The 18,156-nt window shown below is 58.7% G+C and carries 15 protein-coding genes; 5 read left to right on the forward strand and 10 right to left on the reverse strand.

Annotated elements, in window-relative coordinates:
• Positions 1-291 precede the first annotated feature (291 nt).
• From RBB49_RS20100 to RBB49_RS20130, 7 genes are read right to left on the reverse strand one after another with little or no spacing between them, the layout of a single operon-like run.
• Positions 292-1,032 carry an amino acid ABC transporter ATP-binding protein gene (locus tag RBB49_RS20100; protein WP_306144677.1) on the reverse strand — a complete coding sequence of 247 codons (741 nt, stop codon included), beginning with the start codon at positions 1,030-1,032 and terminating at the stop codon, positions 292-294.
• Between the two features lies 1 nt (position 1,033).
• The gene (locus tag RBB49_RS20105) at positions 1,034-1,384 is read right to left on the reverse strand and encodes a RidA family protein (protein WP_306144678.1); all 351 of its coding nucleotides are present in this window, start codon (positions 1,382-1,384) and stop codon (positions 1,034-1,036) included.
• Positions 1,381-3,288: a propionyl-CoA synthetase gene (locus RBB49_RS20110; protein WP_306144679.1), complete on the reverse strand. Its 1,908-nt coding sequence runs from the start codon at positions 3,286-3,288 to the stop codon at positions 1,381-1,383. The genes RBB49_RS20105 and RBB49_RS20110 overlap by 4 nt, the downstream gene beginning before the upstream one ends.
• Positions 3,289-3,292: 4 nt before the next feature.
• On the reverse strand, positions 3,293-4,033 hold the full coding sequence (locus tag RBB49_RS20115) for an SDR family NAD(P)-dependent oxidoreductase (protein WP_306144680.1): 741 nt from the start codon (positions 4,031-4,033) through the stop codon (positions 3,293-3,295).
• On the reverse strand, positions 4,030-5,685 hold the full coding sequence (locus tag RBB49_RS20120) for a hydantoinase B/oxoprolinase family protein (protein WP_306144681.1): 1,656 nt from the start codon (positions 5,683-5,685) through the stop codon (positions 4,030-4,032). The genes RBB49_RS20115 and RBB49_RS20120 overlap by 4 nt, the downstream gene beginning before the upstream one ends.
• The gene (locus tag RBB49_RS20125; protein ID WP_306144682.1) at positions 5,682-7,766 is read right to left on the reverse strand and encodes a hydantoinase/oxoprolinase family protein; all 2,085 of its coding nucleotides are present in this window, start codon (positions 7,764-7,766) and stop codon (positions 5,682-5,684) included. The genes RBB49_RS20120 and RBB49_RS20125 overlap by 4 nt, the downstream gene beginning before the upstream one ends.
• A 5-nt stretch (positions 7,767-7,771) precedes the next feature.
• Positions 7,772-9,046 (reverse strand): FAD-binding oxidoreductase, encoded by a 1,275-nt coding sequence (locus RBB49_RS20130; protein WP_306144683.1) that lies wholly within the window; start codon positions 9,044-9,046, stop codon positions 7,772-7,774.
• A 120-nt stretch (positions 9,047-9,166) separates the two neighbouring features.
• On the opposite strand from RBB49_RS20130, the gene RBB49_RS20135 reads away from it, so the two are divergent.
• Positions 9,167-9,568, forward strand: a complete 402-nt coding sequence (locus RBB49_RS20135) for a rhodanese-like domain-containing protein (protein ID WP_306144684.1) — start codon at positions 9,167-9,169, stop codon at positions 9,566-9,568.
• A 67-nt stretch (positions 9,569-9,635) separates the two neighbouring features.
• Here the strand turns inward: RBB49_RS20135 and RBB49_RS20140 are convergent, their stop codons facing one another.
• A complete protein-coding gene (locus RBB49_RS20140) occupies positions 9,636-10,406 on the reverse strand; it encodes an IclR family transcriptional regulator (RefSeq protein WP_306144685.1) in 771 nt (256 codons plus the stop codon).
• A gap of 2 nt (positions 10,407-10,408) precedes the next feature.
• Positions 10,409-12,736 (reverse strand): molybdopterin-dependent oxidoreductase, encoded by a 2,328-nt coding sequence (locus tag RBB49_RS20145; RefSeq protein ID WP_306144686.1) that lies wholly within the window; start codon positions 12,734-12,736, stop codon positions 10,409-10,411.
• Between the two features lie 96 nt (positions 12,737-12,832).
• Between RBB49_RS20145 and RBB49_RS20150 the strand changes: the two genes are divergently transcribed.
• A complete protein-coding gene (locus RBB49_RS20150) occupies positions 12,833-13,990 on the forward strand; it encodes a PLP-dependent aspartate aminotransferase family protein (protein WP_306144687.1) in 1,158 nt (385 codons plus the stop codon).
• Positions 13,991-13,997: 7 nt separating this feature from the next.
• Positions 13,998-14,633 (forward strand): VOC family protein, encoded by a 636-nt coding sequence (locus RBB49_RS20155; RefSeq protein WP_306144688.1) that lies wholly within the window; start codon positions 13,998-14,000, stop codon positions 14,631-14,633.
• Positions 14,634-14,699: 66 nt separating this feature from the next.
• Here the strand turns inward: RBB49_RS20155 and RBB49_RS20160 are convergent, their stop codons facing one another.
• Positions 14,700-15,596: an MBL fold metallo-hydrolase gene (locus tag RBB49_RS20160; protein ID WP_306144689.1), complete on the reverse strand. Its 897-nt coding sequence runs from the start codon at positions 15,594-15,596 to the stop codon at positions 14,700-14,702.
• A gap of 308 nt (positions 15,597-15,904) precedes the next feature.
• Between RBB49_RS20160 and RBB49_RS20165 the strand changes: the two genes are divergently transcribed.
• Together RBB49_RS20165 and RBB49_RS20170 are read left to right on the forward strand one after the other, a co-directional pair.
• Positions 15,905-16,945, forward strand: a complete 1,041-nt coding sequence (locus RBB49_RS20165; RefSeq protein WP_306144690.1) for an amino acid ABC transporter substrate-binding protein — start codon at positions 15,905-15,907, stop codon at positions 16,943-16,945.
• A 74-nt stretch (positions 16,946-17,019) separates the two neighbouring features.
• Entirely contained in the window at positions 17,020-18,156 is a 1,137-nt protein-coding gene (locus RBB49_RS20170) for an ABC transporter permease subunit (RefSeq protein ID WP_306144691.1), read from the forward strand.

Genomic DNA, 18,156 nt, shown 5'->3' on the forward strand with positions numbered 1-18,156 from the left:
GTCGCAGGTTCAAATCCTGCTCCCGCAACCAACAAAAACAGCCGCCCCTCTTGGGCGGCTTTTTTGTTGGTAATGGATACAGATTTTAACATGACCGGGGTCCCCGGAAGGAGGACAAAGTCCGACGCAACGGGGCAGAAAACACCAAATCCTGAGCACAAAACCAGTGAAACTTGTAAGCGCACAGAAGAACCTGCACCGTTGTGCTTCCTTCCATGCCCGGGAGAAAACTGCGCCATCAAAACTCGGGATCGAAGGTGTGTTTCACGTAGAAAAGCAGATGTTCTCCATTCAGTGTGTAAGCACCTGCTCGAGAAACAGTTTGGTCCTGGGGTTGGTCGGATTATCGAAGAAGGATTCCGGATCCGCTTCCTCAACAATCTGGCCTGCATCCATGAAAATGACCCTGTCGGCAACGCGTCTTGCAAAACCCATTTCGTGCGTGACGCAGATCATCGTCATGCCTTCCTTTGCAAGCGTTTCCATCACGTCCAGAACCTCGCCGATCATCTCCGGATCGAGCGCGGAGGTCGGCTCATCAAACAAAAGAATATCAGGCTTCATGCAAAGCGCGCGTGCGATTGCAACACGCTGCTGCTGTCCGCCGGACAATTGACCGGGATATTTCAGCGCCTGATCGGCGATCCGGACCTTTTCCAGATATCCCATTGCGCGCTCTTCCGCTTCGCTCTGGCTTTCCTTGCGCGCCAGCATCGGAGCAAGCGTGCAGTTTTCCAAAATGGTCATGTGCGGGAACAAGTTGAAGTGCTGAAACACCATACCGACGTCACGCCGGAGCGTTTCGATATTCGGCGCGTCGGCGTAGATTTCGTCTCCATGGATCAGGATTTCACCCGACTGATGCTCCTCGAGCTGGTTTATGGTTCGGATCATGGTCGACTTACCTGATCCTGAAGGGCCGCAGACGACGATCTTTTCACCCTTGGTAACGGCAAAGTCGATATCCTTGAGCGCGTGGAAGCTTCCGTAATACTTGTTTACCTTGCGGAGTTCGACAGCGGGCATGTCCATCTCAGGTGTCCTCCTTGACGGCAGCGGTCACGATGATTTCCACTTTCAATATGTCGCGGGCGAGGCGTGCTTCGCCGCAGGCGCGCGCCGGGGCATGTCCTTCCGGAACCCAGTGATCCCAGACGGCGTTCATTTCTGCAAAATCGGCCATGTCCGCCAACCAGACGATTGCCTGCAGGATGTGCTCCCGGTCGGACCCCGCTTCGGTGAGAAGGGCGTCGACGCGTGCGAGGCAGTCTCGGGTCTGTTCGGCGACGCTGTCGCCTGCACCAACCTGGCCGCAGAGATAAGCGACCCCGTTGTGCTTGACGATCTTGCTCATGCGCTGACCAGTGTGAATCCGTTCGATCATCCCTGCACCTTTCTGTAACCGTGGTCGACAAGCACGTCTGCAATTTCATCGAGGATCGCGGGGTCGTCGATTGCCGCCGGGATCTTGAATTCCCGGTTGTCGGCGAGTTTTTGCATCGTCCCACGCAGAACCTTGCCGGATCGTGTCTTGGGAAGCCGCTTCACCTCCATGGCTGTCTTGAAGGCTGCGACGGCGCCGATTTTTTCCCGCACCAGGGCAACAAGTTCTTTTTCAAGCTCAACCTCGTCCCGGCCGGCACCATCGTTTTGAACGAAGAAACCGATCGGCATCTGTCCCTTCAGGGCGTCTGCGGCTCCGATGACCGCGCATTCGGCAATGTCCTTGTGCGCCGCGATCACCTCTTCCATGGCGCCTGTCGAGAGACGATGCCCCGCAACATTGATGATGTCGTCCGTGCGCGCCATAATGAAGACATACCCGTCCTCGTCAATGATGCCGGCGTCAGACGTCGTGTAATAGCCGGGGAAGTCTTTCAGATACGCGTTGAAAAAACGCTCCTCGGCGTTCCAGAGCGTGGGCGTTCCGGACGGCGGCAGGGGCAGTTTGCAGACAATGTTGCCCAGTGTTCCGGGCGGAACCGGATTGCCGGCGTCATCCAGGACGTCGATCTTGTATCCCGGCATCGGGACCCCGGGGGATCCCGGTTTGACGGGCAGCACCCCAAGCCCCACGGGATTGCCGGACATCGGCCAACCGGTCTCGGTCTGCCACCAGTGGTCAATCACAGGGCGTTGCAGCTTCTGCTGCGCCCACTCGATGGTTGCCGGATCGGACCTTTCGCCTGCCAGAAACAGGGTCCGGAAGCGGCTCAGATCGTAGTTGTCGATCAGCTTGCCCGACGGATCTTCCTTGCGAATGGCGCGAAAGGCGGTCGGTGCGGTGAAGAGCGCAACAACCTTGTGTTCCGCGATGACGCGCCAGAATGCGCCCGCATCCGGTGTTCCAACCGGCTTGCCCTCGTAAACAATCGTCGCACAGCCGTGGAGAAGAGGGGCATAACAGATGTAGGAATGACCGACCACCCAGCCGACGTCGGACGCCGCCCAGAAGACGTCCCCCGGTTTCACGCCGTAATGATGTTCCATCGACCATTTCATCGCGACCATGTGACCGCCAGTGTCGCGCACGACGCCCTTCGGCTGACCGGTCGTTCCGGATGTGTAGAGAATATAGGCCGGATCGGTGGCCTTGACGGGAACGCAGTCCGGAATGGCTCCACGCGCTGCGCCGACAGTCTCCGCGTAGTCCAGGTCGCGGCCGGAAATCATGTCCGCTGCCAGCGCGTCCCGCTGAAGAACGACGCACTTTTCAGGCTTGTCCTCCGACATCTCGATGGCTGCATCGAGAAGCGGCTTGTAGGCGACGACGCGATTGGGCTCGATGCCGCAGGATGCCGAAATGATGATCTTCGGTTTGGCGTCTTCAATCCGGGTCGCGAGCTCCGCCGCGGCGAAGCCTCCAAAAACGACGGAATGAATGGCCCCAAGGCGAGCACACGCAAGCATTGCGAATATGGCTTCAGGAACCATCGGCATATAGATGATGACGCGGTCACCCTTCTCGACACCACTGTCAAGAAGGACCTGGGCGAGCGCGCCGACCTCTGTTTGCAGTTCTGCGTAGGTGAAGCTTTGTCTGGACGCGGTGACCGGGCTGTCGTGCACGAGTGCGAGACGCTCTCCATGTCCGGCGGCGACGTGGCGGTCTACCGCGTTCCAGCACGTGTTGCAGACCCCATCCGGAAACCAGCGCCCGTAGGCTCCGGCATCCGGGTCGAACGCGATGTCCGGAGCCTTGATCCAGTCGATATCCTTCGCAGCATTCATCCAGAACGCTTCAGGATCGTCCAGCCAGGCTCGATAGGTTTCCGTGTAGCCGCTCATAAGTTCATACCGTGTAGTTCAGACCAAGGCGGCCACCGTCGACATAAATCGTCTCGCCGGTGATGTAGCTGGCCTTTTCCGATGCAAGGAAAGCCACCGTGTTACCGATCTCGCGGGCGGTTCCGACCCGGCCCATCGGGGTCCGCGACATGACCTTTGCAAGGGCTTCCGGATTTGCGTTCACACCGGCCATCATTTCCGTATCGATGGAGCCGGGCCCGACAGCATTTACCCGAATGCCGTGAGGCGCCAGCGACAGGGCCGCGGCCTTGGTCAGCTGCATGACACCGCCCTTTGACGCGCAATAGGCAGGAATTGCGGGAATGGCGACCTGTGCGTTGATCGAGGACATGTTCACGATCGCACCCTTGATGCCGCGGTCGACCATCGTGTTTGCAGCCCGCTGGGTTGCGTGGAAGACGCCGATCAGATTGACGTCGAGCACCCTCTTGAAGTCTTCGAGCGAATATTTGAGAAAGTCTCCCGGCATCGCAATGCCCGCATTGTTGACGAGAGCTGCGACCGGCCCCGCCTCGGCTTCGATCCGGTCGAACGTGGCGTTAATCTGCTCGACATTGCCCATGTCGCAAACATAGCCCGTGCCGCCGAGACGCGTGGCAGCCTGATGAACGCTTTCCTGAATGTCGGACAGGACAACTTTGAAACCGTCTTCGGCCAGTGCTTCGGCGCAGGCATATCCGATGCCCTGAGCAGCGCCCGTCACGAGTGCGACTTTCTCGCTCATTTATCTTCTCCAGAATATCCGTAGTCTTTTGCGGCCTGATCAGCTGTGATCATTCCGGCTTCAATATCTGCAATAAGCCGCGACCGGTCCCGTTGTTTGGGATCGCCATATCCGCCGCCGCCGGGCAGGCTCAGCTTCAGACGCTGTCCGTTGCGCACGCGTTGCCGCCCTTTGGACTTGAGGCGCGTTCCGTCAGTCAGTTCAACACGGCCTGCGGCCCCCGGATGGCCGCCCTCGCGTCCCCGCGCGGGATTTTCGACCCGGTCGAACATTGCATTGAACCAGAAGTCATAGCCGTCGCGCGCTTCGATCTCGATGACCTGGCCAAGGCCACCGCGCAGGGCCCCCGCGCCTCCGGACCCCTCGCGCAGATCCTTGCGCCAGACGGTAATTGGCCCGACATGCTCGGTTGCTTCGACGCTCATGGTCGAAACGCCTGAGGGAAAGGCCGTCGCCGAAAGTCCGTCTACAGAAGGGCGTGCACCCGTTCCACCGGAGTTGAACATCAGAATTTCTGCGTTTTCCAGGCCGGTCTCCGGATCGCTCGGACGGGCGGAAATCTGAATATTCCAGAGCGCGGATGCGCCTTCGGCGGGAACCGTTCCGGGCATGGCCTTGTGCAGTGCGCCGAGAACGACATCTGGCACCAGATGCCCGAGAACGTGGCGCACAGAGACAGGCGCCGGCCGCTTCGCGGCAAGGATGCAGCCTTCGGGCGCGGAAATTTCAAAAGGATCCAGCGACCCGGTGTTGTTCGGGACACTTGCCGCAATCGCGCATTTCAGGCCGTAGCAGGCATAGGCTCTGGTATAGACTTCCGGCACATTCACACCGAAGGCACTCATGCCGCTCGTTCCGCTGAAATCCGCCGACAAGCGGTCACCGTCGATCTTCAGCGTCACCACGATCTCCACCGGACGATCATAGCCATCGACCGTCATGTCATGCCGGTAAGTGCCATCGGGTACTTTTGCAATCGCTTCGCGGGTCGCCTTTCGGCTGGCATCCATGATGAAGTCGGAAAGGCCGTCCAGATCGTCGATCCGGAATTCGTCGAGCATTGCCTGCAGACGGCGATTGCCCGCTTCGTTGCAGGCTGCGAGTGAGTACATGTCCCCGACAGTCTGATCCGGCGTTCTGACATTTGCGCGAATGACGGAGACCAGAAGCTCGTTGACCTCGCCGCGCTCGGCAAACTTGCAGATCGGGATCAGGAGGCCTTCTTCGAAGACCTCACCTGCATCCGGTCCGAAGCCGCGCCCGCCGATGTCGACGACATGCGCCGTGCAGGCGAAAAATCCGATATGCAGGCCGCGGCGGAACACCGGTGTAACAACGGTGATGTCATGCAGGTGCCCCGTCCCGAGCCACGGATCATTGGTGATGAAGACGTCGCCGTCGAAAATATTCTGCGAGCCGATTTCACGCGCGAAATGCGTAACGCTTTCAGCCATGGCATTGACGTGGCCCGGCGTGCCGGTCACTGCCTGCGCCATCATCCGGCCGCTGCGGTCGAAGAGGCCCGCAGAGAGGTCTCCCGCTTCGCGGACGGAGGTTGAAAACGCTGTCCGGATCAGGGTCGTTGCCTGCTCCTCGACGACAGCGACGAGGCGGTTCCACATGATCTGGTAGTCAATGGCGGTCGGCGTCATTTGGCATCCTTCCGGACCAGCAACAGGCAGCCGTCGGATTGACCAACGGCGCGATAAGCGGACGTGACGATGGTGGTGGTTTCCGCCTCGATGATTACGGCCGGACCCGCGATGACACTGTCTGGCGTCATCGCTGAGCGTTCGACTTCCTGCGCTTCGACGATGCTGCGCAGTGCGGCGTCAAATATCGGGCGCGTGCGCAGGACGGCGGCCCTCTTCGAACCTGCCTGCGACTTCGTTGTCTCCGGTTGAGGTCTTTCGGAGGCCACGATGAGAGACCAGTTTGTGATTTCCGGTGCGAGCCCGTCGATCGTCCTGCCGAACAGCATCCTGTAAGCACTTTCGAATTCGGCCAGAACAGCGTCCGTATCCCCGGTGGTGAAAGTCTTGTGCGGCAGCGGGACGGGGATTTCCCAGCCCTGCCCGGCATACCGCATGAACGCCGTGAGGCGGGTTGTTGTGCGGCCGTCTCCGATACCGGCACGAACAAAGGCGCGCGCTTCCGCTTCCATGGCTTCGAGTGCCGCGTTGACCGCATCGGCGTCGAACGACGCGAGGGTCTGAAAAAGGCCTCTGGTTGCTTCATAACTGAACGGCGCGCGCAAAAAGCCGATCGCAGAGCCGACACCGGCACCGGGAGGGATCAGCAGCGCTTTGATGCCGAGCTTCTCGCAGAGCCTGCAGGCGTGCAGCGGTGCGCCACCGCCAAAGCCGATCATCGTGAAATGTTCGATATCCCGGCCGTTTTCTACCGTGTGAACGCGAGCCGCATTGGCCATGTTTTCGTCGACCATTTCGGTGACGCCAAAAGCGGCTTCGGTGACCGGGATCGATTGGGCTTCGGCAATCCGTTCTGAAAGCGCCTGCTGCGCGAGATCAACCGACAACGGGATTTCGCCGCCTGCGAAATTGTCCGGATCGAGCCGCCCGAGCACGAGATTGCTATCGGTGACAGTTGGTTCCGCGCCGCCGCGCTGATAACAGGCAGGCCCCGGTTCGGACGACGCCGAACGTGGGCCGACCTGGATACGCCCCATGGTGTCTATTGACGCGATGGAGCCGCCGCCAGCGCCGATCTCGACCATCTCGACAACTGGCGTGGACACGGTCATACCCGACCCTTTTTTGAAACGGTAGGTCCTGGCGACTTCGAACGTGTTTGCCGTTTTGGGAGCGCCATCCTCAATCAGACAGATTTTTGCGGTGGTTCCGCCCATGTCAAACGACATGACCTTGTCGATCTGGTGGGATCTGGCAAATTCCGCGGCAAAGATTGCGCCTCCCGCAGGTCCGGATTCCAGAAGCCGGACCGGTTGCTCGGACGCTGTTTCCACCGAGATGAGACCACCGCCGGAGTGGAGCATGAACACCGGAGCGGAAATGTCCGCGTTCCGGAGTTTCGCCACAAGCCGGTTGAGATAGGCGGAGACCTGCGGCTGCACATATGCGTTTGCGATCACCGTGTTGAAGCGTGGCAGTTCGCGCATCTGTGGAGAGATCACCGAAGACAGCGAAATCGACAGGTCAGGTGCCAGCTTTCGCAGCGCGTCCGCCATCATGCGCTCATGCGCATCGTTGGCATAGGCGTGCATCAGCCCGATTGCGACGGCCTGATATTCAGCGTCAACGATCCGTTGCGCCAGACGCCGCGTTTCGCCGGCATCAAGATCGAGAAGCACCTGGCCTTGCGGTCCGACGCGTTCGTTGAGCGTGAAACGGTCCTTGCGCGGAACAAGCGGCTTCGGCAATTCGAGGTTGAGGTCATACTGCTCGAAGCGGTTCTCGGACCGCATCTCGATGACATCCCGAAAACCTTCGGTGGTGACAAACGCTGTCCGCGCACCACGCCGTTCGATCAGTGCGTTGGTGACCAGTGTTGTGCCATGGATGACCTGATCGATTGCGTGAAGTTGAATGCCTGCCTTATGTGCGGCTGTCTCAATCCCTTTCAGGATCGCACGTTCGGGTTCGCTATAGTCCGTCAGCACCTTGCACGTGGCCATGCCACCCGGGTAATCCAGTGCCACATCCGTAAACGTGCCGCCGATATCCACGCCAACACGAATGTCCGACATATCCATTCTGTTTAAAAACCCTTGATGAACTGGTTGGCAGTGAAGGCAAGATTGTAGAAGCGGGACATCAGCGGCGCGGACGCAACGGCAGTTACATCTGTGATCGGCAAGGGAAGGTCTTTGGGATCCATGCCTGTCAGAAGTCCCGCCATGCCCTGTCCGAAAATCGTCCCTGTGGTAATGCCGCGGCCGTTGTAGCCGATGGGTGTGTAGAGCCCTTCGTCCAACGTGTGTATGCGCGGCAGATGGTCGGGCGTCATGGCAATCTGGCCATGCCAGGCTTCTTCAAACCGGACCCTGCCAAGATCGGGAAACATCTTCGAAATTCGCTTTTGCGCCCAACGTTGGGAAAGTCCGCTGGACTTCGTGCCTATGACCTTGCCCATCGACCCGATGATCAGCCGGTCGTTGTTGTCCTTGCGGAGTGAGAACATGACCGGTGCCGTATCCCAGAGCCCCTGTCTTTCCGGCAGGATGTGAGCAGCTTTTTCCCCCAGTGGCTCGGTGGCCAGCTGGAAATAGTGGATCATTGTGTAGGTCTTGTTGAGCCCGGGCCACAATGCATCTGTATAGGCGTTTGTGCCGAGAACCACAGCTTTCGACTGCACGTGCCCTCTGTCGGTTTCAACGGCCCAGCCATCGGTCTGCTTCAGGAGATTGGTAACCTTTACGCCCGTGCAGATCTTGGCACCGGCCGCCGTTGCCGCACGCGCAAGGCCGCGGCAATATCCCATCGGATTGACGGTTCCGGCGCGGCGATCAATCAGGCCGCCGTGGAACGTATCCGTGCCGATTTTGTCTGCGATTTCCTCCCGCCCGAGCAGGTCGACCGGCTCGCCCATGGAGTTCCATTCTTTCCATCGTGCCTCCAGGTCGCGAAATCCGGAAGGAGCATGCGCGGCATGGATCGTCCCCTGGCGGGTTGCCTCGCATCTGATCTGGTGCTTTTCGATGAGATCGAAAACCATCTCGGGCCCCTGACCGAACCGCTGCAGGAAGCGCGGGCCATAGGTGGTTCCCAGTTTTTCGCGGACCTGTGTCGGTGGCAGCCAGATCCCCGCATTCACCAAACCGACATTTCGACCGGACCCGCCGAACCCGACATGATTGGCCTCGATGACACAGGTGGAAAGTCCGGCTTCGGAGCAATGCAGCGCAGTGGACAGACCGGTGAAGCCACCGCCGACAATGGCAACGTCAAACGTTTCGCCTTCCGGCAACCGTCCTTCGAAGTCGCGTTCTTCGGCTGAAGCATCCCAAAGGGAAATCGGCATTGTTCGGGTCACCGCAACAGCCTCCTGTCTACCGTTGTTACACAAACGTGCCCATACTGGATTAGTTGCAAAAATAATGGGTGTGTGTCAACATAAGAAATATTCGTTTTATATATCGAAACAGAGAGCGATATGAAAAAACTCAGGAAGAACTCCGCAGGCATGGTCGCCGAAGCACGGGAACGTATTGAAGAAATCGAGATCCAGGACCTGATCCAGCTTCTGGATGATGACAATGTCGTGGTTGTCGACATTCGCGATGTGCGCGAGCGGCAAAGGTCCGGCTTCATACCCGGGAGCGTACATGCACCAAGGGGCATGGTTGAATTCTGGGTCGACCCGGAAAGCCCCTATTTCAAGGAGATATTCGGCGAAGACAAAAAATTCATCTTCCACTGCGCGTCCGGTTGGCGCTCGGCGCTGACGGTTGCGACGCTTCAGGACATGGGCTTTGAGGCCGCGCATTTGAGAGAAGGTTTTTCCAAATGGGCGGAAAAGGGCGGTCCGGTGGACATGCCGGAACCCAAGTCATAATCAGGAAAGACCAGGAGCGGCGAGGCGCGTTCCGCCTGGCGAAAGCGCGTCTCGTGGTGCGTGGGGGTTACACTCTGGAGAGTTTGCGGGAAACCGCTTCGGCCGCATGCGCTGAAAGAGAACCGAAGCGTTCTTCCGCATTGTCGGGCAGGTTGACGTTCGGGACCGAGATGCCGATTGCCGCGACGGCTTCACCATCCGGCAATTTGATCGCAGCTCCAAAGCTCAAAATGCGGTCGCGGAATTCGCCCGTGTCAAATGCATAGCCGCGCATTTGCGTGGCTTCGATGTCCGCATCGAGCTGGCTCAGCGAGGTCAAGGTGCGGTTCGTGAACGACTGCAGAGGTTCAGACAACTTTTCCCGCAAGCTGTTATAATTCGCGGCCAGGATTGCCTTGCCGGTCCCGACACAGTGGATCGGGGCCGATCCTCCGATCGGGTTCCAGGACCGGATCGGCTTCTTGCTTTCGATCTTGTCGATGTAAACGACATTGAATTGTTCGGGGACCGCCAGATAGATCGTCTCGCCCGTCTCGTCGGCGAGATAGGCCATTTCGGGAGCCGCGAGTTCTCTCAGGTTGAGACTGTCGACCGTTGAGCGTCCGACTTGCCACATCTTGAGTGTAACCGCGTAGCTGCCGTCTTCCCGCTGTGCGACATAGCCGAGTCTGGAGAGCGTCTGTAGCAGGCGGAACGTATTCGACTTGGTCAGGTCCAGTGCGCGGGAGATCTCTGTGACACCAAGTGACCGGCGCGCTTCGGCGAGCTTTTCGAGGATTGCCAGGCCTTTGGAGAGTGTGGAGTCTACTTTTGCTTCGGTCGGTTTTTTTTCGGACATAGTCAGTCTTTGCTGGCGGTTTTCGGCAATGTAGCGGACGTATCCGCAAAGGTAAATCGAGGCGGTACATGTGCCTGGACCGGAGGAACGGACCCTTGCGGTAGCCGGATTTCGATGTTTGTCGAATGCGCAGCCGTGCTTTGTGTGAGTGACGACGTCCTGTTGTCATGAGTCAGAACGTTCGGGTTCCCATGTCGGTCGCGCTGATCCGGGCGTGAGAAATCCGGGTCATACCAGGCCCCGGTCCATAGAAACACGCATCCTTCGCGAATATCTTCCGTCACCCTGGCGCCGGCAAGACAGCGGCCGCGGGCGTTGTAAAGCTCGACGACGTCGCCGTCGCAGATGTGCCGTTTCGCTGCATCTCTCGGGTGTATCAGGACAGGCTCGCGCTCCTGGATCTTCGATGCGAGGCTTGTTGCGCCGTTGTCGAGCTGGCTGTGGAGGCGGGTTCCCGGCTGGCCCGAAACAAGCGCGAGCGGATAGGTTTGGTCATTCGCGGCCGCCCTGTCTCTCGGCTCGAACCAGCTCGCATGCCCCGGGCAATCCAGCAGGTTCATATCGGCTATCGCCTGGGAATACAGTTCGATACGTCCGCTGGGTGTCGGCAACGCGAATTTTTCCGGTTCCGCGCGGTAGTCTGCAAGGAAGACCTGGTTCGGCGACGGGTCGGGCAAGGTAATCACGTCACCTGAAATGAATGTGTCCCAGTCCGGCAACTCGATCCCGTGTTCGCTGGCGGCCGTTCTCGTTTCTTCCCAGAGCCTGGTGAGCCAGCCGTGCTCATCGAGGCCTTCTGAGAAATCGTCCACCTTCCCGAGGCGCCTTGAGAGGTCGCAGTAGATGTCGAACTCGGTTCGCGCGTCACCGGGAGGAGCAACAGAGGCAGGCATCGGGATCAACGCGTTGTCGGATTTTCCGGCACCAAAATCGGTTCGTTCCTGCGGTGCTGCGACGGGCAGGACGATGTCAGCGTGACGAGCCGTCGCGGTCCAGTTGATCTCATTGACAACAATCGTGTCCGGTGTTGCAAACGCGCGCCTCAGCCGGTTCAGGTCCTGATGGTGGTGAAACGGATTGCCACCCGCCCACCAGACCATTTTCGTATTCGGTAGTGTCAGATTTTGACCCAGATACGTATAGTCTTGCCCGGGGTGCAGCAGCATTTCGGAAATCATGCTCACCGGAATGAAGTCCGGTATCTGGCGTTGTCCCTGTGGCAGCGCTCCGGGGCGGAACAATCGCTCGATATTGCCGATATTGCCATTGACGCCGTAACCGATCGTGAAGCCGCCTCCCGGAAGTCCGACCTGGCCGAGCATGGCCGCAAGCGAAACGGTCATCCAGAGGGGCTGCTCCCCGTAGTCGGCGCGCTGCAGGCTGGCAGCGCATGAGATCATTGTGCGCTTCGCGGCCATTTCCCGAGCAAGCAGTCTCAGCCTCGCAGCTGGAATGCCGGAACGGTCTGCGGCCCATTCCGGTGTTTTGGCTATGCCGTCCGTTTCTCCGCGAAGACAGGCAGCCAGTTGGCCGAAGCCGACGGTGTAGCGGTCTAGGAAGGTCTGGTCGTGCAGATTTTCTTCCAAAAGCGTATGGGCAATGCCCATCATGACGGCGACGTCGGTGCCTGGTAACGGCGCAATCCATTCAGCGTCTACGCACTCCAGAACATCGCTTCGTAGCGGGCTGAAATTGACGAAACGGACACCCTCGCGGGCACATCTGGCAAGGTTATCGCCGAGCCGGTGTTGCGTGATGCCGCCGTCGCTGACCTGGGCGTTGCGCATGGCGAGGCCGCCAAACAGAACAACAAGCTCGCTATGATCCGCAATGACTGACCAGCGTGTGGCCTGCGCAACGTGCTTCCGGAACGGGCCCACTATGAACGGCATCAGGCCCAAAGCCGCGTTGTAGCTGTAGTTTCCTTCCGAGCGAACGAACCCGCCCTGGGTGTTGAGGAACCGCTTGAGCTGGCTCTGGGCATGATGAAATCGGCCTGCACTCGACCAACCATAGGAACCGGCAAAAATCGCACTGTTGCCGTGCGTCTCCCTCACCCTCTTCAGCTCATCGGCAAGGAGGTCGATCACCGTGTCCCAACTGACTTCGACAAAGGGCTCGTCTCCGCGTGTTGAAGGACCGGGACCATTTTCGAGCCAGCCTTTGCGTACAGCTGGCCGTAGAACGCGGGCCTGGCCATTCAGGCTTGAGGCAATATTGCCGTTGATAGGGGAGGGGTCGGGGTCTGCGGGATACGGGTCGACTGAGACAATCCGGCCGTTTTCGACTTGCACGCAGCCGATACCCCAGTGATTTGAAGTGAGTGGCATTTTGTTTCGCTAATCAGAACAAATTTTCTATATATTGACACACATAAGGACCGGTGTCATCAATTCAACACTACTCGAATTCGGGAGCCCACCAGAATGAAAACGACGACACTGGCCGATGCCCTGGTACACGGCGGCAGGCCTGATGGTCCCGACGGAAGACAGGTGAACTGGCCTGTGGAGCTGGGATCCACCGTCGTCTTCGACACGCTCGAAGCCTTCGAAGCGGCAAGAGAAGCGCGTTACGAAAACGGAACGCCTTACTACGGCCGCTATGGAAATGCGGCGACGTTTTCGCTTGAGGATCTGCTGGCCGCGCTCGATGGTGCGGACGGAGTAACGCTGACGTCTTCAGGCGTGTCGGCCATTACTTCAACGCTGCTGGCCCTGGCGACACCTGGCGCGCATCTGCTCGTTGCCGAAAATCTTTACGGCAACACCAGAAGTTTCTGCGACGGCATTCTCGCAGCAATGAATGTTGCGATCGAACCTTTCGATCCGATGAGCGGCATCGACGGCAGGATACGCGAAAACACATGTGCGGTGATGGCGGAAGCGCCCGGATCCGGCACGTTTGAGGTCTGCGATCTGCCGCAAATCGCGCGCGCGGCAAAAGAAAGGGGCGTACCCGTCGTTTTCGACAACACATGGGCCTCGCCGGTCTTTTGCAAACCCCTGGCGCTCGGTGCGGACGTGGTCGTCTACTCCGGATCAAAGCATCTTTGCGGTCACTCCGACGCGATGATGGGCGTCATCGCTGCAAGCGGGCCATTTCACGCACGCATCCGAAAGACCGTCATGCTGCTCGGTGACAAGCCCGGCGCTCAGGAAGTCCTTTTGACGCTGCGGGGCGTACGCACACTGAAAATGCGGATGGAACATCAGGATCGTGCCGGCAAGGAAATGGCGCTCTGGCTTTCGCAGCAGTCGTGCGTTGACAGGGTGCTTCATCCGGCGCTTGAGAGTTGTCCGGGCCACCAAAACTGGAAACGCGATTTTTCCGGGGCCGCAGGGCTCTTTTCCGTGATTTTCAAACCGACGACCGAACGGAATTTCCGATCCTTCGTCAATGCGTTGCAGTGTTTCGGGATCGGGGTGAGCTGGGGCGGCTACGAAAGCCTGGTCCTGCCCATGACGTCAGACCGTAGCCGACAACTCGGCGAGGGACCCTTGCTGCGCTTCAGCATCGGGTTCGACGATCCGGAAACGCTCAGGACCGATCTGCGCCAAGCCTTCAATCTCCTTCAGGACTAAGTCTGTCATGCAAAACAAGATCGACCATTTCGCCATCGGGTGTTCAGACCTCGAAACAGGTGTTGCCTATCTCCAGGATAAGCTGGGGGTCCATGTTCCTAAAGGCGGCAAACATGCAGCAATGAGCACGCATAACTGCGTCATGCAGGCAGGAAACGAGAGCTTTTTCGAACTCATCGCGATCGATCCGGACGCGCCGGATCCTGGCCGGGCGCGATGGTTTACTCTCGATGATGCGGCGACCCAAAAGAGATTGAGCGAGCGGCCGCGTGCGTTGACATGGGTCGTGAATACAACGGACCTTGACCGAATCATCGCTGACAGCCCTGTCGATCTGGGAGAGGTAGTGGACTTCGCTCGCGGCGACAGGACCTGGAGGCTCACCGTCCCGCGCGACGGAAGCCTTCCTGAAAACGGTCTCTTGCCTGCTTTTATTGAATGGTCACCGGGTCCCCATCCATCGACCGGCCAACAGGATCTTGAGGTGAGACTGCAATCCGTGAAGCTCACGCATCCCGACCCTTCGCGGATCGAGGCAATGCTCACTACGCTGAACGTGAGGCATCTGGCAGAAGTCTCGCAGGGTGAGGCAGGACTGGCCTTTGCTCTGAATTCTCCGTCAGGATCCGTCCTTCTGGACTGATCGAGAACGCCTTTTGGAGAAGGATATAACGGAGCGGAATAGGCTTCTTTTTCGCGAGCCGGCGTCTCAAAGCGCGTTCACAGGCACTTTCAGGAAGGTCTTTCCGCTGTCATCGGCAGGCGGCAGCTTGCCGGCACGCATGTTGACCTGGATGGACGGAATGATGAGCTTGGGCATGGAGAGCTGGGCATCGCGTTCGGTGCGGAACTTCACGAACTCTTCCCGGGTCTTGCCGCCGCCGACATGGATGTTGTGTTCCTTTTCGTCGCCGACTGTGGTCTCCCACTGGATGTCCCGCCCGTTCGGGCCGTAGTCGTGGCACATGAACAGGCGCATGTCCTCCGGCAGGGCGAGCACCTTCTGGATCGAATCGTAAAGCATCGCCGCGTCGCCGCCGGGGAAATCCGCACGCGCCGACCCGCCGTCGGGCATGAACAGCGTGTCGCCGGCAAAGGCGGCGTTGCCCATCACGTGCACCATGCAGGCCGGCGTGTGGCCGGGTGTGGCCATGGCAAAGGCGGTCATCTCTCCGATCCGGTAGGTGTCGCCATCCTGAAACAGCCGGTCGAACTGGCTGCCGTCGCGCTGGAATTCCGTGCCCTCGTTGAAAACCTTGCCGAAGGTTTCCTGGATGACGGTGATCTGGTCGCCGATACCCAGTTTGCCGCCGAGTTTCTGCTGGATGTAGGGCGCTCCGGAGAGATGGTCGGCATGGACATGTGTTTCGATCAGCCATTCGAGCTCAAGCCCGTTTTCCTCGATATAGGCGATGATCTCGTTTGCGTTGTCATAGGTGATGCGGCCGGCTGCGATATCGATATCCATGACGCTGTCGACGACGGCGCAGGCCTTTGAGGACGGATCCCTGACCACGTAGCTGATCGTGTTTGTCGCCGGATCGAAGAACGCCTTCACCTCCGGTACGACCGCCATGTCGACAGGATAATTGGAACGGATAATCATCTTTACTCCTGCTGAAGGCCCTTGGCACTGGAAACCGGGTTTCAGGTGACTCCCAGGGCGTTGCAATCAAACTCCAGGCTTTGGCCCATCGCTCAACGTGCGACTGATTGCATTGCTCGGATCTCGAGCGGACCCGGCATGCCCAAGGAATATGCGCCAGCGCGATAACCTGCCCAATGACCGGTCACACAGGTGAAAATTTGGCTTGTTTGAACCGGGGCACCAGAATTCACTTGACTCATTTTCGAGTGACCGTAACCTATTAAATGGAACACGTGTTCTGATATATAAAACAGGGAACAGCTAAAATGGCAACCAATTTTGCAAAAATCGCCTGCGCGGTTGCATTTGCCGCGGGTGTTGCGGCTCCCGTAACAGCCGCCGCGAAAAGTTCGACGGTCACGGCTATCGAGGAACGGGGAACTCTTTTGTGCAGCGGCCACAACGGCAGCTATTTCGGATTTGTTGAGGTCAACGACAAAAACGAATGGAAAGGCCTGGACATCGACATGTGCCGAGCTCTGACCACCGCGATCCTTGGCGATCCGGACAAGGCGCAGATCGTGCCGCTCAGCTGGGCGCAACGCTTTCCGGCGCTTCAGTCGGGTGATGTCGATGTGATCATCAAGGCAACCGGTTGGACGATGGGGCGCGATACCGAGGTCGGGTTGCAGTTCAGCCTCCCCTACTTCTTTGGCGGGACCCAGTTCATGGCCCATGGCGATCTGGGGATCACCGAAGCCAAGGAACTCGACGGCGGCACCATCTGTGTTGAAGCCGGAACCACAATCGAGCGCCTTGCAGGCAATTATCTCAAGACGATTGGTATCGAACACACCATGGTGTCCTATGAGAAGGCGTCTGAACTGCGCGCCGCCTACCTCGCGAACCGCTGCGATGCCTTCGCGGCGTGGGGACCGTTCCTGGCTGTCCTGCGTGCGACAGAACTTGAAAAGCCCGATGCCCATATCATCCTGTCGGACCAGCTCTCCAACGAACCGATTGCCGCAGCCATGCGCCAGGGGGACGAAGAGTTCGTCGATATGGTGAACTGGATGATTGCAGCTCTCCTGATCGCAGAAGAAGAAGGTGTGACGTCTGCGAACGTGGAAGAAATGGCGTCCAATCCGCCCAATCCGAAAATCGCCCGCCTTCTTGGTGTTGACCCCGGCATGGGCGAGCGGCTCGGCATCCGCGACACATGGGCAAAGGAGATGATCGCGGCTGTTGGCAACTTCGGCGAGATTTATGATCGCAATCTCGGTGAAGGATCTCCTTACAAGCTCGAGCGCGGGTTGAACAATCTGTGGAGCCACGGCGGCGTTCTCTACGCACCGATCCTCGACTAAGACAAGTTCGCAGGGCGGCGGCAGTGTGACCTGCTGCCGCCTTTTGATTGTGTTGCGGCAAGGAGGATCCGGAAATGGATGCTGCGGCTCTCAAGCTAAGGCGCAGTCGTCGGGACATGCTGGTCCAGACGCTTCTCGTCGTCTTTGTGGTTCTCGTAATCTGGGTTGCGATATCGACAGCCCACACGAATCTGACCGAACTCAACATGACGAGCGGCTTCGGATTTCTCGAGCGTGCGACCGGTTGGTCCTATTCTTTCTCGCTGATCGACCGGAGCATTGACGACAGCTACGCCAAAACCCTGCTGATCGGCTTCCTGAACACGTTGTTTTTGGGGCTGATCTGTATTGTTTTGTCGACCATACTCGGTTTCGCCATCGGAACCGCCAGAGATGCGCGGCAGCTTGGCTTAAACTCCCTTGCCACGGTCTACATCCAGCTTTTCCGTAACCTCCCGCTCATTCTTCAGCTTGTTTTCTGGTATGCGGTCCTGATCCACATGCCGGGGCCGCGTCAGGCCTATACGATGGGCGAAGTTGCGTTTCTGTCGAACCGGGGTCTGATGTTGCCCGGATTCAACGTTTCTCCGACTGTCGTGTTGGCAATGATTGCGGCTGTTGCGCTGCTGGCGGTGGTGATTTTCCGCCAGAAGAGCTTGCAACCGGTGCAGAAGCTGCTCCTCTGGCTGGTGTCGGGCATTGGCGCGATGCTCCTGCTTGCCTGGATTTTCGCACCTGCGGACAGCTCAATCTTTTCGATACCTGCCCAGCAGGGTCTGCGGTTTCGAGGCGGGATCGGCGTGCCGATAGAACTTGTCGCGATGATCCTTGCGATCACGCTCTATGGTTCTGCCTATATTGCCGAAGTCGTTCGGGGCGGCCTCAACGAGGTTCCAAGCGGTCTCACCGAGGCCGGCAAGGCTCTTGGTCTTTCCTCGCGCGCCATCTGGTTCTACATCAAGATGCCGATGGCGCTGCGCACCATCATGCCTCCGCTCGGCAACCAGTGGATCTTCATCATGAAGGCAACAACACTTGGTGTCGCGATCGGGTTCAGCGACTTGTTCTACATCGTATCGACGTCGATTACCCAATCCGGCCAGACGCTGGAACTCATGGGTCTGTTGATGCTGTCGTTCCTGCTGATCAACTACTCGTTGGCCCAGTTCGTCAATTTCATGAACGCGCGCCTCGCGCTGAAAGGGCACTGA

Origin of the sequence: Roseibium sp. MMSF_3412, assembly GCF_030733265.1 — a bacterium.
Taxonomy (GTDB): domain Bacteria; phylum Pseudomonadota; class Alphaproteobacteria; order Rhizobiales; family Stappiaceae; genus Roseibium.